Source organism: Fuerstiella marisgermanici (genome assembly GCF_001983935.1).
GTDB classification, from domain to species: Bacteria; Planctomycetota; Planctomycetia; order Planctomycetales; family Planctomycetaceae; genus Fuerstiella; species Fuerstiella marisgermanici.
This window is the reverse complement of record NZ_CP017641.1, coordinates 4,434,924-4,454,813: the sequence shown is the minus strand read 5'-3', so window position 1 is coordinate 4,454,813 and position 19,890 is coordinate 4,434,924. Positions and strand designations below refer to the sequence as shown.

Sequence of the window (19,890 nt, the reverse complement as noted above, 5' to 3'; positions counted from 1 at the left end):
CCTCAATCCGTGTGATTCCGCAGATGACCAAGTTTGTGTGTCGGACTACCGCAGCTTAATCGATTTGTTGAAATAGACAAAGGGCTGACAGCTCCTGCATCGTTCGACAACGGCCTCAGTCAGATGGCGTCTGGCCACCGATTCGATACAGCTGAATCGTGAACCCCACCCTCGCATCCGGCTCGCGGTTGTACAGGTATTCCATTTGGCTTGTGCGATCGTTTCCCGAACGCCGTTGCAGAGCCACCTGATGTGCCAGTTTGGTAACACTGATCGCCATCCATTCGGGCTTTCGTTTCGGCGTTGCGGGTTGTTCGTCGCCCGCTGTTTGAAGGTGGTTTCGTGACGACGGGGCAACCACATCAAGTCCCGCCAAAGCCGGCGTCACCGGACCGTAGTAACGCAATTCCAAACCCGCCGCCGACGGATGGTCCTCAATCCATTCGTGCAGGTAAATCAAATCCTGTCCCCAATCCAGATTGGCGTCCGCCATGATCCGATATGCCGTCTTCGGCCCGCCCACAAGTTCGTTGAAATAGGCCAGCGAATGAGGAAAGTAAAACAGGCTGGCGACGACACTCCACGTCAACGCGAGGCCACCCGCCATCAGCATGTTCGGGGATCGCTTCAGCACGTCGGTGGAAAAAACCTGGCTGACCCAGATGAAAGCGAACGGAAATGCGGGCAGCAGATAGCGAAAGAAATTCAGTCCCATCTGGCTGCTAACCAGCACTACAAAGCACACCAACGGAGTCAGCACAACCAGTTGCGAAACTCGGTCCCGCGACCGCAGCGCAACAGGGATTGCCAGCAATGCCAGCAGCCATGTTCCCAGCGGAACCTTCACGGCGGCCGCATACAAATAGAACCACCACCAGCCATCGCCCCCCTTTTTGATCGTTCCGAACAGATAGCTGCGCAGTCCGGTTTCGAAGTCCAGCTTTTGACGGTCGATGCCAATCACGTAGTTTTCGGGAAACGGAACCGGGCAGGCAGCCAGCCACGAATTTTCAAAACGGTTCCCTGGCGTGAAGCTTCGTCCTTCGGTTGGGTGACCGCCCAATGTCTTGCTGCGAAACGCAAATTCTCCGATTGGCTTGCCCGTGCCTTCGAACCCGTACCCCAGATTCAGAATCAGAACCGCCACACAAACCGTCAACGCAAGGTGAGCGGCCTGTTGCCACATCGACGCCGGGTGTGGTTCCGTACAGTGGCCCTCCGAGGCCGTCGGGTTTGTCACGATGGTCTCGGAAGGCTGTCGAGCAGAAATCTCCTGAGAACGTTTCCTAGGCTGCCATCTTTCGACCGCGCGCACCACCAGCCACAGAACGGGCAGCAGGCCACACAGCAGAATCAGCGACGACTTTGTCAGCAGCCCCAACCCCAGACTCACCGCCATCAAAAACGCCGACGACCACGATGGCACCCGCAACCAGTGCCAAAAAAAATACAGGGTCGTCACACACAACGCAGCGGCAGGTACGTCGGCGGTAATCAAAGCACCGTTGCCAAGGATGGTTGGCGAAAAGCACCACAGTGTGAGTGCCACCAATCCGCTGCCGTTGCCAAACAGTTCTCGTGTCCATTGGAAACACATCCAACCGCCCAGCAGAGTGAACGGAATGCAGGCCCAGCGTGCCAGAGTCACCAGCCAGAAAATGCGAGGTCCGTTGGCGTCTGCGAACGCTTCGCCCACGTTGAATTCGGCGCGTCTTTGCCGCGCCGGACGGAACTCGCCCCAGCGTGTTTCCGGCTTCGCCGGCATCACTGGCAGAGCGGCCACCATGCGGACCAGTGGCGGATTCACGCTGTACAAATCCATGCGGCCAAATTGCCAGTGACTGATTCCGGCGGCCAGGTGAGCTGGTTCGTCGATCGTCGGGCTGTGCCGGTAGCCGCTCCACGCCAAGAGAGCGACGTGAATGGTCAGCAGACACACAGTGACAACAACAGGACGACGCATGATGAGCAACTTCGTTAGATCGGTGACAGGCGCTCGCTGATAATGTAAACCGGAAAAACCTCAGGTTGCGGAATTAGTTTTCGATTTTGAGGATAATGCAGAAGATTCTGCTTGAACGGTTGTGGGGGGGGGTATGGTGTGTTTGTGCAGGTGGTCCAGGTGTTGGGAGTACTGGTCAGTGTCACTACTAAAATCACCATTCACTTTGAAGTCCGCTGCGGTTTTTGTTTTATTCGCCGTTGTCGGTGGTGCTCTCGCCTCAATCGATTGGCGGGGCGAACAGTTGGCCGCAACTCCGCCCGCGCCCGTGCTGGACATCTCGCCTGTCGATCTGAATCTGGGTGAGGTTTGGCTGCAGAAGGAATTGCCTTTCGAACTGACGGTTCGCAATACCAGTCGTCGGCCGGTGAAGGTCATTGATTTTTCGGCGTCCTGCAACTGCACGAATCTGTCGCCTACAGAATTCACCGTTCCTGCATCTGGATCAACCGTCGTTCGTGGTGTCATTGATTTGACTCGAAGCGTGGCTGATTTGAAAGCCGCCAGATCGGGATTCAGTGTTACGTTGTCGGCTGAGACGACGCGGCGCAGCAGTGCGACGCTGAAATGGCCGTTGCGTGGGACGGCGTTGCGAGTTCTGGACGTGTCGCCTTCGTCGATCGATCTGCTGGGCGGCAACGAAGTCGTACAGGACACATGGTCTCCGACGGTGGAAGTAAAGATTTTGCCGCAGATGGATCTGGTGGACGTGAAGCCGGAGTGGAATGCGGGTGAAGCGGACGTGGAATTTGAAGGGCCCGACTGGGGCGGCGAATATGTCCTGCGTTACACGCCCAGGACGAACCTTGCCGTTGGCGACATCGACACGCGGATCAACCTGCGAAGTAAACTCGCGGACGGCTCGCCGGGGCCGGAAATTGAAATCCCTGTTCAAGGCGTCGTCGTTCCACCCGTGCGACTATCGCCGGCAAAGGTAGCGATTTCGAAGCCCAGAACTGCGACGACCGCTCAAGCACAGAACAGATCCACTGAAGTGAGTGTTGTGCAGATTGTGAGTCTGAATGGCACAGAGTGGCGTGTCGTCGAGATTCTTGATCAGCCGGATTGGCTTATTACGGACATTTCGAAGACCCGCGCGATCACACTTGGTTTGACCGCCAACGTTTCGACGGAGGAGCCGATAATCATTCATGTAGTGGTCGAGGCAGAAACGGGGAAACGCTGCAAACTTCCACTCACAATCAATCTGATGCAAATAGGAGGAATCACAGGCCTGTGACCGGACAGTGACTCAAATGGTTTGCGTCGCATGATTTTCCGGTCACATTTTTTTGAGAGGAGTAGATGACATAGATCGTTTTCAAAACCCGCGTTGGCAGGATTGTTGACTGGAGTCCTCTGGAGTGTAATCCCAACACTGCAGGCAGCATGTGAGCTCGGCTGTACAGAATCCGTCCACTGGGCTGTCAAAAATCCCGCTGAGCGATGCGCTATCTGGTCTGATCCGCAAGGCGACGAAGGACGGGTCGTTACCGATCATGGAACCTGGACGAAAGTGCCGCTCATAACCAATGACTACGACATCTGCCCAAATGGCGACTGCTCCCCGCTTTGCGTTAGCATCGACAATGTGCCTCACGAGTCGACGGGTAATGGCGTTAATCAAGGATGTACTCTAAATGGTACTGTTTCTCTTTGGGAGTGTTTCAATCCGTAGATTGGATGATTTTCGTGATAATGACTGAACGCACCATCGCCACGTCCACGCTATGCTTCGTCGTCCATTTCGTTGCGACGGGGAGCCTGTGTCTGGGGCAATCTGCACCGGAAGTTGTCGAAGCTTGGCGCGGCCGGCAGGATCAGTTTGAATCGATCAGTTTTCAGATCTCGGGAACAAAGTCCGAACCGCGAGGGTATGTGCAATTACCCGAAGGAATGAGGTCGAAGGCTCCAATTGTACCCCTGCCGCAGAAAGACAGTACCACACCGATCCTCTCGGACGTCCTGCTGGATTTTGCCAATGGTCGACTGCGTTGCCGCGTGGAGACGGTTAGGCAGTTCTGGAATTCAGAGACTGAACAGTTCGTTTCCATTCCGTCCGACCAAACGTCGTACTTCAACGGCCAGCAGGCAAAGAAATACCAACCCCACGCTTCCAATCTGGCCAATGCTCCTGTCGAAGCGATCGGTACTGAACTAAACATATACAAAGGTCGTGCGCGAACTATTGTCTTTGGACTGGAACACAATCCGATCCTGTATGCGTGTGGTATCATTCATACCACTTTGAATTTCGATCCTGCGGACCTGAAACCGGAGTTGCGTCGGTCATCGTTCCGTCTTCGAAGCGAGATCGAACTAGAGGGAAACAAATGCTTAGTGCTTCGTAGTGTTCCCGATCCGTCAAAACGGTTTTACGAATTCTGGGTCGACGCAGACGACCCGCGCATCATTCGTCAGGTTCACGGCTACGGTCTGAATCAGAAAGGCAAGTTGTGGGTAACGACCAAAATTGACTGGCAGGAAACGGAACATGGTCCCCTGCCGTCCGCATGGGAGATCCAACGCTTTGAAGACTCCACCGAAAAAGTTTCAGTATACAACATAAAAGTGGACAAGTTCGAAGTGAATCCGGCTGTAACCGATGCCGACTTTGACATCGATCCGCCGCCAGGAACCCGAGTATCTGATGACAACCTGCCAAAGGAAGCCCGAAAATACGTGGTGGCCGCGCCCGGTAAGCCTAATCTGCCGGTCGGCGAACACATGCGGCAGGAAGAACGAGCCACAAGCCGGGCGTGGCTGTTCATGAGTATCGCCGCAGTGGTTGTGTTGCTAATCGCTGCCCTCATCATGTACCGTCGCCGGAGAGTTTCATGAGACGTAGACGTAGCCCGAAACAAGGCCGTCGCCATTGCCGGAACATCGAAAACCGCTATTCGCGTGATAACATCAGGTTGACGGTATTTTGCCAAACACGAGGCCGAAGTTCCGGCAGAATCACAGTTGGCTCGTTCCGGCCTACGGCCCACCTCGAATTTCGGCAGCGCGCAGAACAAGCGGCCGAAAGTCTACGCGACTTTCGCTACAAACAGGCTGCCAGATCCGGGTTCACCATTATCGAATTGCTGGTGGTGCTGGCGGTTATCGGAATCCTGATCGCTCTACTGCTGCCCGCCGTTCAGATGGCCCGCGAAACCGCGCGCCGCGCCCAATGTCAAAATAACCTCAGGCAACTGGGCGTCGCGGTTCACAATTTCGAAGCGACTCATCGTTATTATCCGTCCAATGGCTGGGGCTATCTGTGGATGGCGGACCCCGATCGCGGCACTGGCCCCAAACAACCGGGCGGCTGGATCTATCAGTTGCTACCTTTCGTCGAAGGTCAGACGCTTCAGCAAATCGGGGCCGGATTACCGGACAATCAAAAGCGAGCGGCTCTCAACAAACTCAGCCACACACCGATGCCGTTGTTCACGTGCCCCACTCGGCCAGCTCAGATCACCACGGCTCTGAATACGTCGCTGGTGTTCAAGAACGCGGACGTGACTGGTCCGGTTGCGACAACTCACTACGCGATCAACGAAGGCGACTACATCACAGACACACCTGGTGGCCCGGAAACACTGGTCGAAGGCGATGATCGAGCGTACGACTGGACCGATGTTTCCAAAGCCACCGGCGTTTCCTATCTGCGGAGTACCGTCCGCCCTCGTGATGTGACCGACGGCACATCCAACACGTATCTGATCGGAGAAAAGAACGTTTCCTCTGAATCCTACATCGACGGATCTGACGACGGCTTCGACCAGCCGATGTACAGCGGCGTGGATCTGGACATCGCTCGCTGGACCACGGCTCCGCCCTTACCGGACGGCCTGTCGCCTCAGTACCGCCGCTTCGGGAGTGCTCACCCAGCCGGTGCTCTGTTCGTTTTCTGCGACGGCTCGGTGCGAATGGTGTCATTTCTGATTGACGTGAAGGTGCATCAGTACACTGGCAGTCGCAGTGACGGTAAGACTTTGAAGTAGTATCGGTTAGGCCGACCCGGTCTTCGCACGAATCACGGCTTCACAGAGTTCGCCCAGTGACAAACCGGCCTTCGCAGCGGCCTTGGGGACAAGGCTGTGGGACGTCATGCCGGGGATTGTGTTGACTTCCAGCAGCCACGGCGATTCGTTCTCATCGACTCGCAGGTCGATTCGTGCAATGCCGGTGACGCCGCACAACGCACACGCCTGTTTCGCGAGTTCACCAAGTGAATGTGATGTGGCTTCGTCTTCGAAAAGGTACTGAGTTCTATCGTCCGCATACTTCGATTCGTAGTCGTACCACGCAACGGCGGGCACAATCCGGATGGCTGGCAGCGGTTGGCCATCAACTAGCGCCACTGTGACTTCCCGACCGGGTATGAAACGTTCAACAAGGCATTCGCTGTCGTACTGAAATGCCAAGCTGAGTGCTGTCTGCAGTTGCTCGATCGAATCCGCAATCGTAATGCCCACGCTGGAGCCCTGCCGTGGCGGCTTCGTGACGAAGTGCTCACCCAAGGGGCGGATCAGCTCGCGGATTTCGTCGAGTGACTGATCACTTCGAACGACGACGCTTTCCGGCACCGCCAGCCCATGCTGCCTGAGCAGTTCGTTGGTGCGAATTTTGTCGAAGGTCAGTGCGGAGGCTTCCGGCGAACTCCCGATGTAGGGCAAACCAGACTTGTTCAGGTCGTTTTGCAACACTCCGTCTTCGCCGCCGGTGCCGTGAACCAGCGGGAAGACGATATCCCAATCGCCGCTCAGATCTGCTATGTCCACGTCTCGCGGATCGAGCTGTTCGACGTTGTGGCCGCGTTGCTGCAACGCTGCCGTGACGCATGCGCCGCTGTCCAGGCTGACTTCGCGTTCGGCGGACGTTCCGCCGGCCAGCACGAGGATCTTCATGGCGTTCGAGTCCAGCTCTGTCACTGACTTGTGCCTTGGGCACATCTTGTCGGAACGTCCAGCGAGCGTCTTTCCGATCGATCGCTTTGGTCGGCTTGCAGGGCGTCCGGCACTACGACCGAGCGTTTTCGTACTTCATTGGCAGCCACGCTCCGTTATCGGCGCTGCTGGCGACGCATTGCTGGATGAAGTACATGCCTTCCGCGCCGTCGTAGACGTTGGGGTAGATCGTGTCTTTGGTTTCGAACGATTCGCCTGCTGCTCGAGCCACCATGGCGTCATAGGCGAAGCGGTACACGTTGGCAAATGCTTCAAAGAAACCTTCCGGGTGACCTGCCGGCAGACGACAGGCAGCCGCGCCCATTTCATTCATGAACGGAGCATTCGGGTCTCGCGTGTACATCTGATGGGGCGAACCATTTTTGCGGACGATCATGACGTTCGGTTCTTCCTGCCGCCATTGCAGAGAACCTTCGGTACCGTCCACTTCAATAAACGCATCGTTCTCACGACCGTGTGAAATCTGACTCGCAGTCACCGTGCCGAGAGCTCCGTTGCTGTATCGAATAACGGCGTGTCCGTAATCGTCCAGCTTGCGGCCTTCGACAAACGTCTTCAAGTTGCAACTGATTTCTTCCGGAATCAACCCGGTGATATAGCGTCCGAGGTTGTAGGCGTGCGTTCCGATATCGCCGAAAGCACCAGCGGCCCCGGACTTGGACGGATCGGTGCGCCACGCTGCCTGCTTTTGGTCTTCGGCTTCAATGGCCGTCCGCAGCCAGCCCTGAATGTAGTTTGCACGAATCGCCTGGATCTCACCGAGTTCGCCGCCCTGAATCATTTCTCGCGCTTGGCGAACCAGCGGATTGCCGGTGTAGTTGTGGCTCACGGCGAACACCACGCCGCTCTTTTCTACGGACTTGACCAGTTCTTCGGCTTGAGCGAAGTCGAACGTCATTGGCTTGTCGCAGATGACGTTGAAACCGGCGTCGGCAGCCGCTTTGGCGATTTCGAAATGAGTGTGATTCGGGGTGGCGACGCTAACGAAGTCGATCCGCTGATCTACCGGCAGCGATTTTTCTTTGTCGATCATTTCCTGATACGACGTGTACGCCCGCGATTCTGCAATGTCGTACGCAGGAGCAGACGCTTTGGCTCGTTCAGGATTGGAAGACAGTGCTCCGGCGACTAAGGCCGCTCGATTGTCCAGCACAGCGGCCGTGGCATGCACGCGACCGATAAACGAGCCCTGTCCGCCACCGACCAGTGCCATACGAAGTTTACGATTAAGCGATCCGTTTGTGGTTTCCATGTTTCAATTGATTCTCTTTGGTGACATCGAATGAACTATGAATGTCGCGAAATTGGCCTGCCGAATTCAGCATGAAGCCCGGCGTCCTGGAACACTCCGGGCTTCATCACCCACGGCCACTTTTCATGCGAGGGACTCTATTCAGGTTTGGCTGCAGCTTCTGGTGCGGCAGCTTCGGGCGACGCGTCCTGCTTATCATCGTCACCGCGCTCGTCGTGGTCACCACCGGCATGTTCCTGTTCACCGTGATCGTGGTCCCCATGTTCGGCATGTCCGTGGTCGCCGTGATCCTGATCGCCGTGTTCATGGCCAACGCCCGCGTCTTCGGCGGCTTTATCCAGAGCGGCCTGACGTTCTTCTTCCGTCATTTCGGCCCACTCATCGACACAAGGAGGGCAGCAGAACCCAATCTTCTTGCCGTTCCATTCCGTTGAAGTTTCGCCGTCGATTTTGCTGCCCATGATAGGACAGTAAGTATTCGCGGCTTCGCCAGCCCCAGCGGACGACGTGGTTTCGTCAGTGCAACCGACCAGCAGAGCGGATGACAGTCCCGCGGCCAGCATTACGATAAGAGTTTTCATGGTGTTTTCCCAAACGTGGCGGAGAACCGCAGTTTATGCAGTTCGATGGTCAAGCAGGATTATAAAGATATCCAATCGGTCTGCTATCTCCACCCTGCGATGAAAGAATGAATGGTTCTGATTCAGTGTCCGTGTGGTAGATATTTCTTGAGCCACCGGGTGTAGCTGTCGTCATGGTCGCGACGGCGGCCAACGGCGCTTCAGCCGCCGATGGAATACATCGGGCGGTCCGGTTGGATAAAGCGTGCCGTGTTGATTTCGTGGCCCTCCCGCTTTGACGCGATGCAACTTAGCATGGCTTCGGCAATTTGTTCGTCCGTGCCTTCGCCTCGTAAGAAACCTCGAACGTCGGTTTCTTCATGGCTGAACAGACAATTTCGCAGCTTGCCTTCGGCCGTCAATCGAAAACGGTTGCAACTGCTGCAGAATGGCTGGCTGACAGACGCGATCAGTCCGATGCGCCCGCGACCGTCCGCGAACTGGAAATCGTTCGCCGGAGCGTTTGGGTTCCTCGCCGGGACGGGTGTGAGCGGTCCAAAGCGGTTTTCGAGGATCGCTACAATGTCGGCGGCAAACAGCACTTTGTCGCGTTGCCATTGGCTGTCTGCGTCCAGCGGCATGAATTCGATAAAACGAACTTCTGTGTCGGTTTCGCGAGCCAACTCAGCAAACGGAATGATCTGATCTTCCGTCATGCCTTTCACCGACACTGCATTTAATTTGATCGGGCTAAACCCGGCAGCTCGCGCGGCTGCGATGCCTTCGATCACCTTGTCATAGCTGTCTCGCCGAGTCACCTTTTTGAATACTTCCGGATCGAGTGCGTCCAGGCTGATATTCAAACGCTGCAACCCGGCGTCGCGCAAAGCTGACGCTTGTTCACTCAGCAGCACACCGTTGGTGGTGATGCCGATGTCAACGATCCCGGGGACGGCACTCAGCTTTTCAACAAGCTTCGGCAAATCGCGGCGGACAAGTGGTTCCCCGCCGGTCAGGCGAACTCGATCGATGCCCAGAGTCGTCCCAATGCGAACGACTCGTTCGATTTCCTCAAACGAAAGCAGTTCTTCCTTCGGCATGAATTCGACGTTGTCCGCCGGCATGCAATAGAAACAGCGAATGTTGCAGCGGTCGGTGACGCTAATCCGCAGATTGTTGTGAACTCGACCAAACGAATCCAGCAGTTGAAGTGGTGAGCCGCCACCGTCGTGATTGTGGTCAGAAGAGATCGTGTTCACGAGGCACCTCCCTGAGGCGTGCCAACGCGTTTGCCGGCGTTGGTTTCGTCCGGGTGGACCCATTCGGTCGATCCGTTGGCGTATCGTTCTTTCTTCCAGATCGGAACTCGTTCTTTTAAAGCGTCGATGAGCCACTGCCCGGCTTCAAACGCTTCTTTGCGATGCCCGGCACTTACGGCCACGGCCACGGCAATTTCGCCCAGGTCGAGATGTCCCGTGCGGTGGACCATGCTGACTTTGTGCAGAGGCCATTTTTCGCATGCCTCAGTTTCCAACTGCTGCATCGCCTGCAGGGCCATGCTGGGATAGGCTTCGTATTCCAGCGAAGAGGTCTGAGCGTCGCCTGTGAATTCTCGCACGGTCCCCATGAACAGCACGACCGCTCCGGCCACGTGCGTGCGAACGGAATCTGTGACAAGCGTGAAGTCGATAGGCTGTGTCGTGAGTTCGATCATCCGTGCATTTTAGCGCACTTAGCCTGCCTTGCACTCGCGATTGGCGGATTTGCGCTAAAACCAACACATTCAGCCGGAGCGGTTGGTGCAGACTTCGTCGAAATCATCATAGGTGCAAACGTAGTCCGGCTGGCTGGCTCGAATACGCTCTTCTGCAAGAGCCTTCAGGACAGCCGTCTCGATCTTTTGCCGACAGGCCCCGTTGATTGGGTGAGCAATGTCGGCAAACAGCCGCGAGCGACCGTCTGAGTTCGACCGATCTTCAGGAAGCCGCCGACCGCATCCGTTGCAAAAACGAGCTCGAACTTCGTTTTTGGCGGTGCATCCCACACACTTTGTGGTGAGCTTTCGGCTGGGCATTGCAATAAACGGCCCGCGCTGACCATCGATGATCTTCAGGTCGCGGACAACAAACTCGCCGTCAAAAGTGATTGAGCAAAATGCTTGAAGACGATCGTCTTCATTGCCCATCAGTTTGATTCTTACTTCAGTGACTTCCACTGCGCGGAATCCTTCAGATATTTGGCCCCATATCTAAAACGCTTGACCGACGAAAATCGCTGGCTCCTGGCCTCTACCTGCCAGCGATTATTCACGGTTCTGCGACGAAGGATACTAGTGCTGGTAATCTGCCGAATTGGGCACGGGACCTGTAAAGGCCACATTCCATTCGCACAAATTGTCTGCGAAGAATTCGCGGTGAACGTCTTCAATGACTACTTCGGACAAGTTCCGAACGGTCGTGTTGTGTATCCAGGATCACGCAGATAACGTGTGGTTTAGCAGTTTTGTACGATCGGTGGCGGGAATTCCCATCCATTGTGGGATTTTTTGGAAGGTCTCCAGTCTGAATGTACGCGTGAACACTGGTTCTGCGAACGGCAGGCCGGACTATATGGGCGGGGTTTGATGAATTCAAAACCTTATAGTCGCCGTCGGGACCGATAACCCGCCAGGTTATCGAAGATTTTTTTCAGATCTGCAGCTGAGGGATTTGTCCCTTACGTTCCAGCTCGCGAGCTTCTTCGGCGATTGCTGCGAAGCCTTCGTGCAGCGTTTCGATCAGTTTCAGGCTGCTTTTCCAGTTTTCCAGCGATTCCGTACTAATCTGATCAAGGATGAACACGCAGATGTTCATGATGTGCGCGGCAGTGGGATCTTCGTCAACCGACAGCCCCTCGGCAATTAGCAGGACCTTTCGCTGAACGTCGATGCGCTGGAACAGCAGTTCCGACAAGTCCCCGGACTCCAGAATTTCAATTCCCTTGTCCAGTGCTTCGATCGCGTTCTCGTAAATCAACAACAGCATGTCGATTCGAGTCCACGAGATGGCTTTGGCGTTTTTATACGTATTGTGCGGATTCATCGACGGTTCTGGAAATCGTGGTTACGGGGCTATGGTGAACAGGATTACTTCTTCGACGAAGCACTCAGTGACGCCAGTTGGGTGCCAACAAAGTCACTCGTCGACTGTAATTCGGACATGGCAGATTCGAGTGCGACAAATTGTTCGATTAACGACTGTTGCTGAATGTCGAATAATTCCTTCTGCCGATCGAAGGCATCCTGCAGGCTGGCAATTTCGTCGTTGAAGCGATCGTCGATCGTTTTCAGGCCACCATTTTCCGGGTCCAGCATGCCGTCCAGGATATTGTCCAGTGACGCTGCCAGCCCCATTGTCACATTCACTTCGGCTTCCGGACCGCTGACGATATCTGCGGGCGACAGTTTGACTCGCAATTGCAGGTCAGCCGTGTACTCATTGTCAGCGTTGCCCGTCAGCACCTGGCCGCGACCAGTTGCGGATTCTGTGACGCCATTTATTGTGAACGTTCCGGCTACGTCTCGCCCCTTGTCCTCCGTACTAGGTGCGAAGCCCAGCGTGGCCAAGGCGGTCCCATCCTTGAACTTCACCTGAGACGACGAACCGTACGTGTCTGACGTTACCGTGAGAGCGCCACCGGATAGACCCACGTTAGCCGTGCGGCCTCTCATTTCTGAAGAATCACGAATCAGAGCTTCAACGTGGTCGGCCAGTTCCTGTTGAGTGTACGTGCCTTCATTCAACGAGATGGTGGCTTCCGCACCGTCTAGCTCCAGTTCGATGGTTCGGTTAGACCCATCGATAACGGTCGACGCGGCCAACGCCGTGCCAGCAGTTACTGTTGCTTTTTCGGCGGCCTGAGTCAGGTCGACCTGAATCGGAGCGTCCGATTCTTTGGTTCGAGACGTACCCAGCACAAAGCTGATTTTCGAATTGGTGCTCTCCGCATCCAGCGTAAACATCCGCCGCAGATCTGTGCGTGAGATGTCTTCGTCGTCCCCGTTCAGGATGCTGTTCAGACGTGTCTTGTCCAATTGCAGGCGTCCGTCGTCTGTGACGGAAACGCCAATCGCAGAAAGCCGGTTCGCTGCGTTGTTAACTCCGGGTACAACAGACACGACCGCGTTGCGCAATTTTTGCTGGATGTTTTGAGCCGATCGGTTTCCCAGCAGCGGTCCGGATTCGTCCGCGTTTTCGTTGAACTGAGATCGGTCGTCGATAAACGACATTACGTCGTTAAAGGAATTGACGAAGTCTTCTACCGCTGTAACAGCCGATGCGTTGTCGTTCGATATCGAAAGAGTGACTTCGTCGCCGTCGGACGCATTCAGCACATTAATCGACACGCCCGTGATCAGCGTGTCGAACTTGTTGGAATCACTGGTGACCGAGATCGCCCCCGGCCCACTTCCCAGCGTTAGCTGAGCGTCTGCGGCGGCCTGGACTGGATTCCCAAAGTCAAATGTTGGCTGAGTTGCATCGCCTGCGGTGGCGGCAAGATTGTTGTTGATGCTGATAGCATTAGCGCTGCCCGTTTCGGACGACGTGAGCAACAACTTGTACGGTGTCGCGCCACCGGACGCATCCTGAATCACCGATGCTGTGATGCCGGAATCAGAAGCGTTGATGCTGTCGGCAAGGCCGGACAGTGTGTTGTTCGATCCATCCACTTCAATGGATGTCAGGTCGCCCGAACCGACTCGCAGTTCGATTGTGCCTTGAGTGATTTCAGAATCTGTGTCTGCGAAACCGGTTGATGCCACCTGGTGAGCTCTGGCGACACTATCAACCGTCATGCGGTACACACCGTTGGCCGCACTGGTCGATGCGGTCGCGGATAGGATCGTTTCGTCGCTGACGGTTGTCTGCCGCCGTTCAAACGGGTTGTTCTGAACGCGGGCGAGTTTCGAAACGTCGCTGCGGAAGGTCAGCATTTGACCTTCCAGTTGTGAAAATACAGCCTGCTCAGCCAGCGCATCGGCTCGCTTCAGCTCCATCCGATCCAGTTGTGTTTGCTGGATTTCGAGTAGGCCGGTCACAATGGCTTCAGTGTCCAGCCCGGAGACGAGACCATCGATTGTGATTGCCATGGGTATTCCCGAGCACGATTCTTTGGAGAGCAACCGGTCATCAGGGTCAGACGAAGCAAACGTTCATGTTGTCTGGCAAAAGGTGCTGCCGCTTCGCCTGACCTCGATGACAGGTCAGAATTGAAATTTTGGATTTGAGGCTTGAGATGGTTAGATTTGGACTATGGTCGAAGGAAGGCCCGGCCGATGTCTGAATTGCTTCAGAATCGACCGGACCGTTTTCCTTCCGCTTACGCGTTCAGACTTATCCCAGCAGTGAAAGCACCTGCTGAGGAATCTGGTTTGCGTTTCCGAGCACTGAGGTACCAGCCTGCACCAAGACCTGTCCCTTGGTGAAGTTGGCAATTTCTTCTGCGAAGTCTGTGTCGCGAATCACAGATTCTGCGTTGACCGTATTTTCCAGAGTCGCTCGCAGGTTGTTTGCGGTCGATTCCAGAGTGTTGGCCTGGAACGCACCGAGCGTACCACGCAGGTTCGTAACGTCGTCGATGGCGGCGTCGATTACAGCCAATGAGTCCTGTGACCGGCCTGCCGAAGTAACATCGATTTCGTTCAGGTTGTTGAACTGATTGCCACCGACACCAAATCCAAGCGCGACCGGATTAATTCGGTCGATGGAAATATTGGCCGTCTGGTTCTGGTTCGGTCCAATCTGGAACTGCAACGAATTGTCCGTAACCGACAAAGTTGACGCGACGGTGGTTCCCGTCGAAGTCGCGTCGGTAGCGCTGGCGGCGGTCTGAATGGAAAGTCCTTTCGCCGCTCCGGAATCTGCCGTCAGCAGATTGCCGCTCCCGTTAAAGGACGTACCACCGATGGTACCAACGATGTCGACACCGTCGTCTGTCAGGGCCGATGTCCCTATACCACTGCTGGATCCAGAGGCTGCGACATTGGAAATTGCGGAAATTTCCGCATCGCTGCCAAAGTCTTCCGTATACAGACGCGTGGTGGTGCCGTTAATTTCCGCCTTGACGCCTGTCTGAGTTGTGAATTCGTTGATTCGATCCACAACCTGGTTCTGAGTCAGACCGGCCGTCAGCGTGATTTCCACGTCATTGACCGTCAGCGTTTCGTCGGTGTTTAGAGTCGTCGTCTGAGCCGTAGCTGAGACGTTTGCGCGCTCCGCAGCCGTTGTCACCGTCGTGGTGTACGTACCGGCTGTGGTGTCTGAAGTTCCCTTCAGAAACGTAACAGCACTGTCGGTTGAGGTGGCTTTCACGCCAGCTGAACCATCCAGCAGTTTTTTCGTGCCGAACTGCGTGTTGTTCGCAATACGGTTGATGGTGTCCAGGGCGTTGTCAATTTCTGACTGGTTAGCCGCCAGAGCATCTTCATCATTCACACCGGTGTTAGCCGAGTCAATTGCCAGGCTTCGCACCTTGACCAGCAGTGAGTTGATTTCGCTCAACGCTCCTTCGGCTGTCTGTACCAGGGAAACAGCTTTTTCTGAGTTATCAATCGCCGCATTCAAACCGGCAATCTGAGCTCGCTGCTTCTCTGAGATAACCAACGCTGCAGGACCATCCGCACCGCGGTTGACCTTCAGGCCGGAAGACAGTCGTTCAACAGACTGAGCCACACCTCTTGACGCTTTGCCAAGGTTGTGTTGAGCTGTCAGTGAAGAAACGTTGTTCGTAATTCCAAGTGCCATTGCTTAGACCTCTCATCGAGATTCTTGTAACGCGGAACTTCCGCAGGTGCAGAAGAACACACAGGGTCAAGCTTCCATGCCGCTGTTTACCATCCATCCTCGGACGGCCCGCTCCTTGTTGCCCTCCACGCTGATCAATGCGCGAAGTCTCCATAGTGTTGGTCGAATTATCTGCCCGTGCGCCGTCACATCGGTTTTGTGATGAAACACTCGGGTAGGGAAATTCAGAAGTCACATCAGCGATGAACTTCACCAGGTCCGGACAACCGGAGTTTGATCGCTTAAACCCCCAGCCACTTGCGTCGTAAAAAACGGCTCATTCCCGTTCTTTGAGTTGTCGATGAGTCTGTAGCGTTTGTGACGGTCACAACGCTGCGATCTCGCGTGAGAAGGCTTCCAACGGTGGCAGACGCCAACACAAACACAGGGAAATACAAGACTCTTCGCGTTGTCAGCCTGGCCGTAACAGGTCTGCTGATGGCGGCGACCGGGATGTACGTTGGTGGCCTGTTGTCCGATTCACCGGCTCCTGATAGCCAGGAAAACACTGTTGAGGTGAATGGAAACCCGCAAATGGGGGCGGCCGCTTTTTCGCAATCGCCCTTTGAGGAAACTGTTACGGATGAGGCCGCAACAGATGCAGATGCCGGAAATTCACCCGCAGGAAATTCCGATGGGCAATCTGCCGCATTAGCTTTGGCTGACCAGTCTGCGGCCGACGAAGTGATGAACGCATTCGGAAACGCATCCAGCGAGACAAACGCTGATGGACTTCCGTCGACCGATCCCACTGATCCCATCACCAACCAGATCGCGCTGGCTGACGAACAGCTTCGGGCTGGCAGCTACGTCCAGGCTCAACGAGCCTACACGTTCGCGCGGCAGCACGTCGACGGGCTGGCTCAAGCGGCCGTGCAGTACCGACTCGCCCTGTGTTCAGAAGCGGCTGGCAACTTTCGAGAAGCCTCGACGCAGTACCAGCAGATCTCACGCAGCTTTTCCGCCACCACATGGGCGGCTGTCGCTCGTTTGGGCGAAGCGCGATGTCTTGCGGCGTTGGGGCGAGTCGACAGTCTGGCGGCTGGCATTTTGCGACACGCCTTGCTGGATCAGACTGTGTTTTCGCCGCGCATTCGTGGTGAGTTGCTGCACGTCAGTGGACGTGCGTTCTGTCAGTCATTCATGCCGCAGGGGATTGAGCATCTTCTGGACGACGACGGAATGGTGATGCCGCAGTGGGTCACTGATCCAAACCGGCAACTCGAATTATTGCCCGAGTTTCTGCGCGAAGAGCCGTTGCCAAAGCGACCGGTCACCTTCACCATCCTTCAGCAAACGGATCAATTTCCCGACACGATCTACGTGCGAGCTCACACGCCGATATCTGATCTCAAATCGTTGATCACTGCGGTCACCAAGCGCAGCGGTTTCGATTGTCACCTTTCCGAAGCTGCGATTGTCACCATTGCCGGACGCACTCAGCAAGCGTACGTCGACGACATCAGTCTTAGCCTTCTGCTGGACGGATTGTGTGCTCCGTTCGGCCTGATTTGGTGGCATGAAGCCAATGGCATTCACGTGATGGCAGCCACAGAACTGGATCAGGCTGCTGTTGTTTCCTACCGTCGAGCTGCCGGCAAACGTTTGCTTAGCAGTGCTCTGGTGGTCGCGCCTGATTCCAGTCAGGCGGGGTTCAGCCGTGTGTCTTTAGGCATTTTGCAGTATCAAAACGGATCGCCGGTGGATGCGGCCTACACGTTTCAATTGCAAATGGAACTGATGCCGCGTTCCAGCGTCGATGGCGAAGCGGCTCACAACCTTGCCAAGTGCTATCTGGCGACCGCACAACTTGACAGAGCGAAAGAGGCGTTTTTGAAAGTGGTCGATTCGTCCACCCACAACTTCGACGCTCAGATTGGCGCCTACTTGTACGTCGGTCGACTGCAGGTTGAACAGGGGCGTTTTCAGCCCGCCGTTTCGTCGCTGGTCCGTGCACTCGCGATATGCCGCGGCACTGAATTCGAACCGCACGCGGCGTTGCTGCTTTCCAGCGCCTACTTGATGGCGGAAAGTCCTCAGGGCGCATCCAGCGTGCTGATGGAGCGTCGGGAAGCGTTCAACGACGAGCAGCAGCACAACGCGGCCGCGTTTCTGTCTTCCAAGAGTCGCTTCGATGCTGCCGTGCTACCCGGGAAAAAGGAACGCGCCGCTCGAGCTCTCGTGACAGCTCTATCGCAACTAAAGCCGGACCGTCAGTTTGGAGCTCATTGGTATTACCTGCATGCATTGGCTTGCGAGGAACTGGGCCTGACGGATCAGGCGATTGAAGGGTTTACGGAAACGATTAAGCGATTGCCGGCTGCTCCGTTGCGGGATAGAGCAATGGTGAAGCTTGCTAACCAGTATCGCTTCGACAACCGCCTTGACGAAGCGGCCGGGTTGCTGGCCGGGATCAACGCCGATCGCAGCGGATCACTCGGACAGCACATCACCATTCAGGCGGCTCAGGTTGCGTTGGATAAGGGAGACGGACCGGCGGCCGTGCAGCATTGCCGCTACGTGGTCGGCGTGACGGAAGATGAACAACTTCAAAAAGTCGCTCTGCGTTTGATGGGCCGAGCCTACGAATTGCAGCAGAATCACAAGGCGGCCGTTTACTGTTTCGCCGGAATGCTACCGGCGGCCGATGCAATTTCGCTGGAAGAAAAGGCGAAAAATGCTGCGGCCGCTGCGAAAAGTGAGTCGGCAGACGGCGAGCCCGGCGCACTACCTTCGGGCGCGATCGACATGACCGACTACGAACGGAGGACGCCATAATGACGTTCAAAGTTCGTCGCAATGTTAAACCAAAGACCTGCACCCGGAATCGCGTCTTGCTCCGGGCTACAATGTTCATGTTGCTGATGGTGTGCCATGTCTTCACTATGCCGATGGTTGAAGCTGCCGATGGGCCAATGAGCTCTTCACCTGCAAACTCAGCCGGAACATCACAAACGTGGTCAAACGCTCTGTTGCGCGAAACACCGCAGCCACGCAGGGCCGCGCATGTGTATCCGCCACTGATTCCACCGGCTGGGCCGCCTCGAGTGTCTTCAGGAACCACGGCACGAGCACGGAGGCTCATTCATCCGGTTTCTGCAGATCTGGACGCAGACGCAGATTCGGAACACACCCCGCTACCGCAGGAGCCGACGTCCGGTTTTTTGTCTGACGGTTTGCAGTCAGATGTGCAGATACATATTGACCGGCGCAAGCGAGAACGAGACGCTCAGTTCCGTCAGCTTCAACTGCAACTGGAAAGGCTGAAAGAACGTCTCGCCGTCCCGCCACCATCGGTGGACACTCCGAATACGGTCCAAATTCCACCTCCGGAAGTCCCGCCAACGACGCAGCAGGAGTCGCCGACCAATGTGGAGCCGCAGGGTACGCAACCACCGGAGTCCGACGCAGCAGACGAAGTGGAGTTGGATTCGGACCCCACATCAGCCTCACCGCCAACCATCGCGCCGAAGCCGTCGTCGGTCTTTGCAGACAGCCTTGCAGCTCAGGCTTTGGTGAAAGGGCCGGTCGATCGGGTGGGACTGGCCGACAATTTGTATGCTCTGGACGAACTGCAGATCGCTTTGGAAATGTATCAACAAGTCGATCTGAAAGAAGTTCCGGTGAGCGAACGCTTCTGGATCACCTATCAAACGGCGTCCTGTTTCCGTCGTCTCAAAAAGTTGCCGGAAGCTCAGGAAACCTACCGTCGTCTGGCCGGGCGTTCAGATGCTGGCTGGTTGGCTAAAATGTCGACGTGGTGGCTGCACCGCATGGACGCTCGGCAGGAGCTGGAAAACACGCTGAACAAACAACAGAAGATCCTGGACGCTTTGACGGAGGTGTATGATGAACAAACAGTCGAATAGTCTTAGCGGTTCCCCGGCCGGAGTCGCAGTGCCGTCGTTAGAAACAGAGTTGATGGCATGTCTGAAACGGCAGGAGCAGCGTTATGCCGCGGCAACCGCTGTGATCGCCGAGCTGCAGCAGCAGGGCGAATCCGGACTGCAAACCGGACTGAATGCGTTGCAAAAGCACCTTGGCAATATTCGAGTGTCCGGAAACGAAGTGCAACTCGCGGCCGCAGCTCATGAAGCCAGTGGGCAACCTCAGTCACCCGTTCTGCGAGCGGCGCTGGCCGGCCAGGAAAGTCGCCTCAAGACGTTTCTTGAAAAGATCAACAGCCTGCAGTCCGACTTCGAAGCGATGAAACAACGGCTGCAACCGCAACTCGACATCGACGTCACACGGCATTCGATGCACAAGGCCTATCAGCGGTCGATGCGAACGGGATAAC

At 55.8% G+C, this 19,890-nt stretch carries 16 protein-coding genes; 6 read left to right on the top strand and 10 right to left on the bottom strand.

Annotated features, from left to right (window positions below):
* Positions 1 to 115: 115 nt before the first annotated feature.
* On the bottom strand, positions 116 to 1,963 hold the full coding sequence (locus tag Fuma_RS16655; protein WP_077025124.1) for an ArnT family glycosyltransferase: 1,848 nt from the start codon (positions 1,961 to 1,963) through the stop codon (positions 116 to 118).
* 178 nt (positions 1,964 to 2,141) lie between these two features.
* Between Fuma_RS16655 and Fuma_RS16650 the strand changes: the two genes are divergently transcribed.
* From Fuma_RS16650 to Fuma_RS16640, 3 genes are all read left to right on the top strand, one after another.
* The gene (locus Fuma_RS16650; protein ID WP_158521035.1) at positions 2,142 to 3,242 is read left to right on the top strand and encodes a hypothetical protein; all 1,101 of its coding nucleotides are present in this window, start codon (positions 2,142 to 2,144) and stop codon (positions 3,240 to 3,242) included.
* A 458-nt stretch (positions 3,243 to 3,700) separates the two neighbouring features.
* Positions 3,701 to 4,843, top strand: coding sequence for a LolA-like protein (locus tag Fuma_RS16645; RefSeq protein ID WP_145944216.1), 1,143 nt, complete (start codon positions 3,701 to 3,703; stop codon positions 4,841 to 4,843).
* Positions 4,840 to 5,994, top strand: coding sequence for a DUF1559 family PulG-like putative transporter (locus tag Fuma_RS16640; RefSeq protein WP_083732105.1), 1,155 nt, complete (start codon positions 4,840 to 4,842; stop codon positions 5,992 to 5,994). The genes Fuma_RS16645 and Fuma_RS16640 overlap by 4 nt, the downstream gene beginning before the upstream one ends.
* A 6-nt stretch (positions 5,995 to 6,000) precedes the next feature.
* Here the strand turns inward: Fuma_RS16640 and Fuma_RS16635 are convergent, their stop codons facing one another.
* The 9 genes from Fuma_RS16635 to Fuma_RS16595 form a co-directional block, all read right to left on the bottom strand.
* On the bottom strand, positions 6,001 to 6,924 hold the full coding sequence (locus Fuma_RS16635; protein ID WP_218922464.1) for a D-alanine--D-alanine ligase family protein: 924 nt from the start codon (positions 6,922 to 6,924) through the stop codon (positions 6,001 to 6,003).
* An 88-nt stretch (positions 6,925 to 7,012) separates the two neighbouring features.
* Positions 7,013 to 8,212, bottom strand: coding sequence for a Gfo/Idh/MocA family protein (locus Fuma_RS16630; RefSeq protein ID WP_218922463.1), 1,200 nt, complete (start codon positions 8,210 to 8,212; stop codon positions 7,013 to 7,015).
* A 137-nt stretch (positions 8,213 to 8,349) separates the two neighbouring features.
* Complete coding sequence (locus Fuma_RS16625; protein ID WP_077025118.1) at positions 8,350 to 8,793, bottom strand: hypothetical protein; 444 nt, start codon at positions 8,791 to 8,793, stop codon at positions 8,350 to 8,352.
* Between the two features lie 200 nt (positions 8,794 to 8,993).
* Positions 8,994 to 10,022, bottom strand: coding sequence for a GTP 3',8-cyclase MoaA (gene moaA, locus Fuma_RS16620; protein WP_077028351.1), 1,029 nt, complete (start codon positions 10,020 to 10,022; stop codon positions 8,994 to 8,996).
* Between the two features lie 5 nt (positions 10,023 to 10,027).
* Positions 10,028 to 10,486 carry a molybdenum cofactor biosynthesis protein MoaE gene (locus Fuma_RS16615; protein WP_077025117.1) on the bottom strand — a complete coding sequence of 153 codons (459 nt, stop codon included), beginning with the start codon at positions 10,484 to 10,486 and terminating at the stop codon, positions 10,028 to 10,030.
* A 69-nt stretch (positions 10,487 to 10,555) separates the two neighbouring features.
* Positions 10,556 to 10,987, bottom strand: coding sequence for a SpoVG family protein (locus Fuma_RS16610; protein ID WP_077025116.1), 432 nt, complete (start codon positions 10,985 to 10,987; stop codon positions 10,556 to 10,558).
* 472 nt (positions 10,988 to 11,459) lie between these two features.
* On the bottom strand, positions 11,460 to 11,852 hold the full coding sequence (locus tag Fuma_RS16605) for a hypothetical protein (RefSeq protein WP_077025115.1): 393 nt from the start codon (positions 11,850 to 11,852) through the stop codon (positions 11,460 to 11,462).
* Positions 11,853 to 11,896: 44 nt separating this feature from the next.
* On the bottom strand, positions 11,897 to 13,900 hold the full coding sequence (fliD, locus tag Fuma_RS16600) for a flagellar filament capping protein FliD (protein ID WP_077025114.1): 2,004 nt from the start codon (positions 13,898 to 13,900) through the stop codon (positions 11,897 to 11,899).
* Positions 13,901 to 14,144: 244 nt separating this feature from the next.
* A complete protein-coding gene (locus Fuma_RS16595) occupies positions 14,145 to 15,554 on the bottom strand; it encodes a flagellin N-terminal helical domain-containing protein (RefSeq protein WP_077025113.1) in 1,410 nt (469 codons plus the stop codon).
* 402 nt (positions 15,555 to 15,956) lie between these two features.
* On the opposite strand from Fuma_RS16595, the gene Fuma_RS16590 reads away from it, so the two are divergent.
* The 3 genes from Fuma_RS16590 to Fuma_RS16580 all read left to right on the top strand — a co-directional run bounded on the left by Fuma_RS16590 (position 15,957) and on the right by Fuma_RS16580 (position 19,889).
* Positions 15,957 to 18,371 carry a tetratricopeptide repeat protein gene (locus Fuma_RS16590; protein ID WP_077025112.1) on the top strand — a complete coding sequence of 805 codons (2,415 nt, stop codon included), beginning with the start codon at positions 15,957 to 15,959 and terminating at the stop codon, positions 18,369 to 18,371.
* A 137-nt stretch (positions 18,372 to 18,508) separates the two neighbouring features.
* Positions 18,509 to 19,462 (top strand): hypothetical protein, encoded by a 954-nt coding sequence (locus Fuma_RS16585; RefSeq protein ID WP_145944215.1) that lies wholly within the window; start codon positions 18,509 to 18,511, stop codon positions 19,460 to 19,462.
* A 52-nt stretch (positions 19,463 to 19,514) separates the two neighbouring features.
* Positions 19,515 to 19,889, top strand: a complete 375-nt coding sequence (locus Fuma_RS16580) for a hypothetical protein (protein WP_077025110.1) — start codon at positions 19,515 to 19,517, stop codon at positions 19,887 to 19,889.
* Position 19,890: the final 1 nt, after the last annotated feature.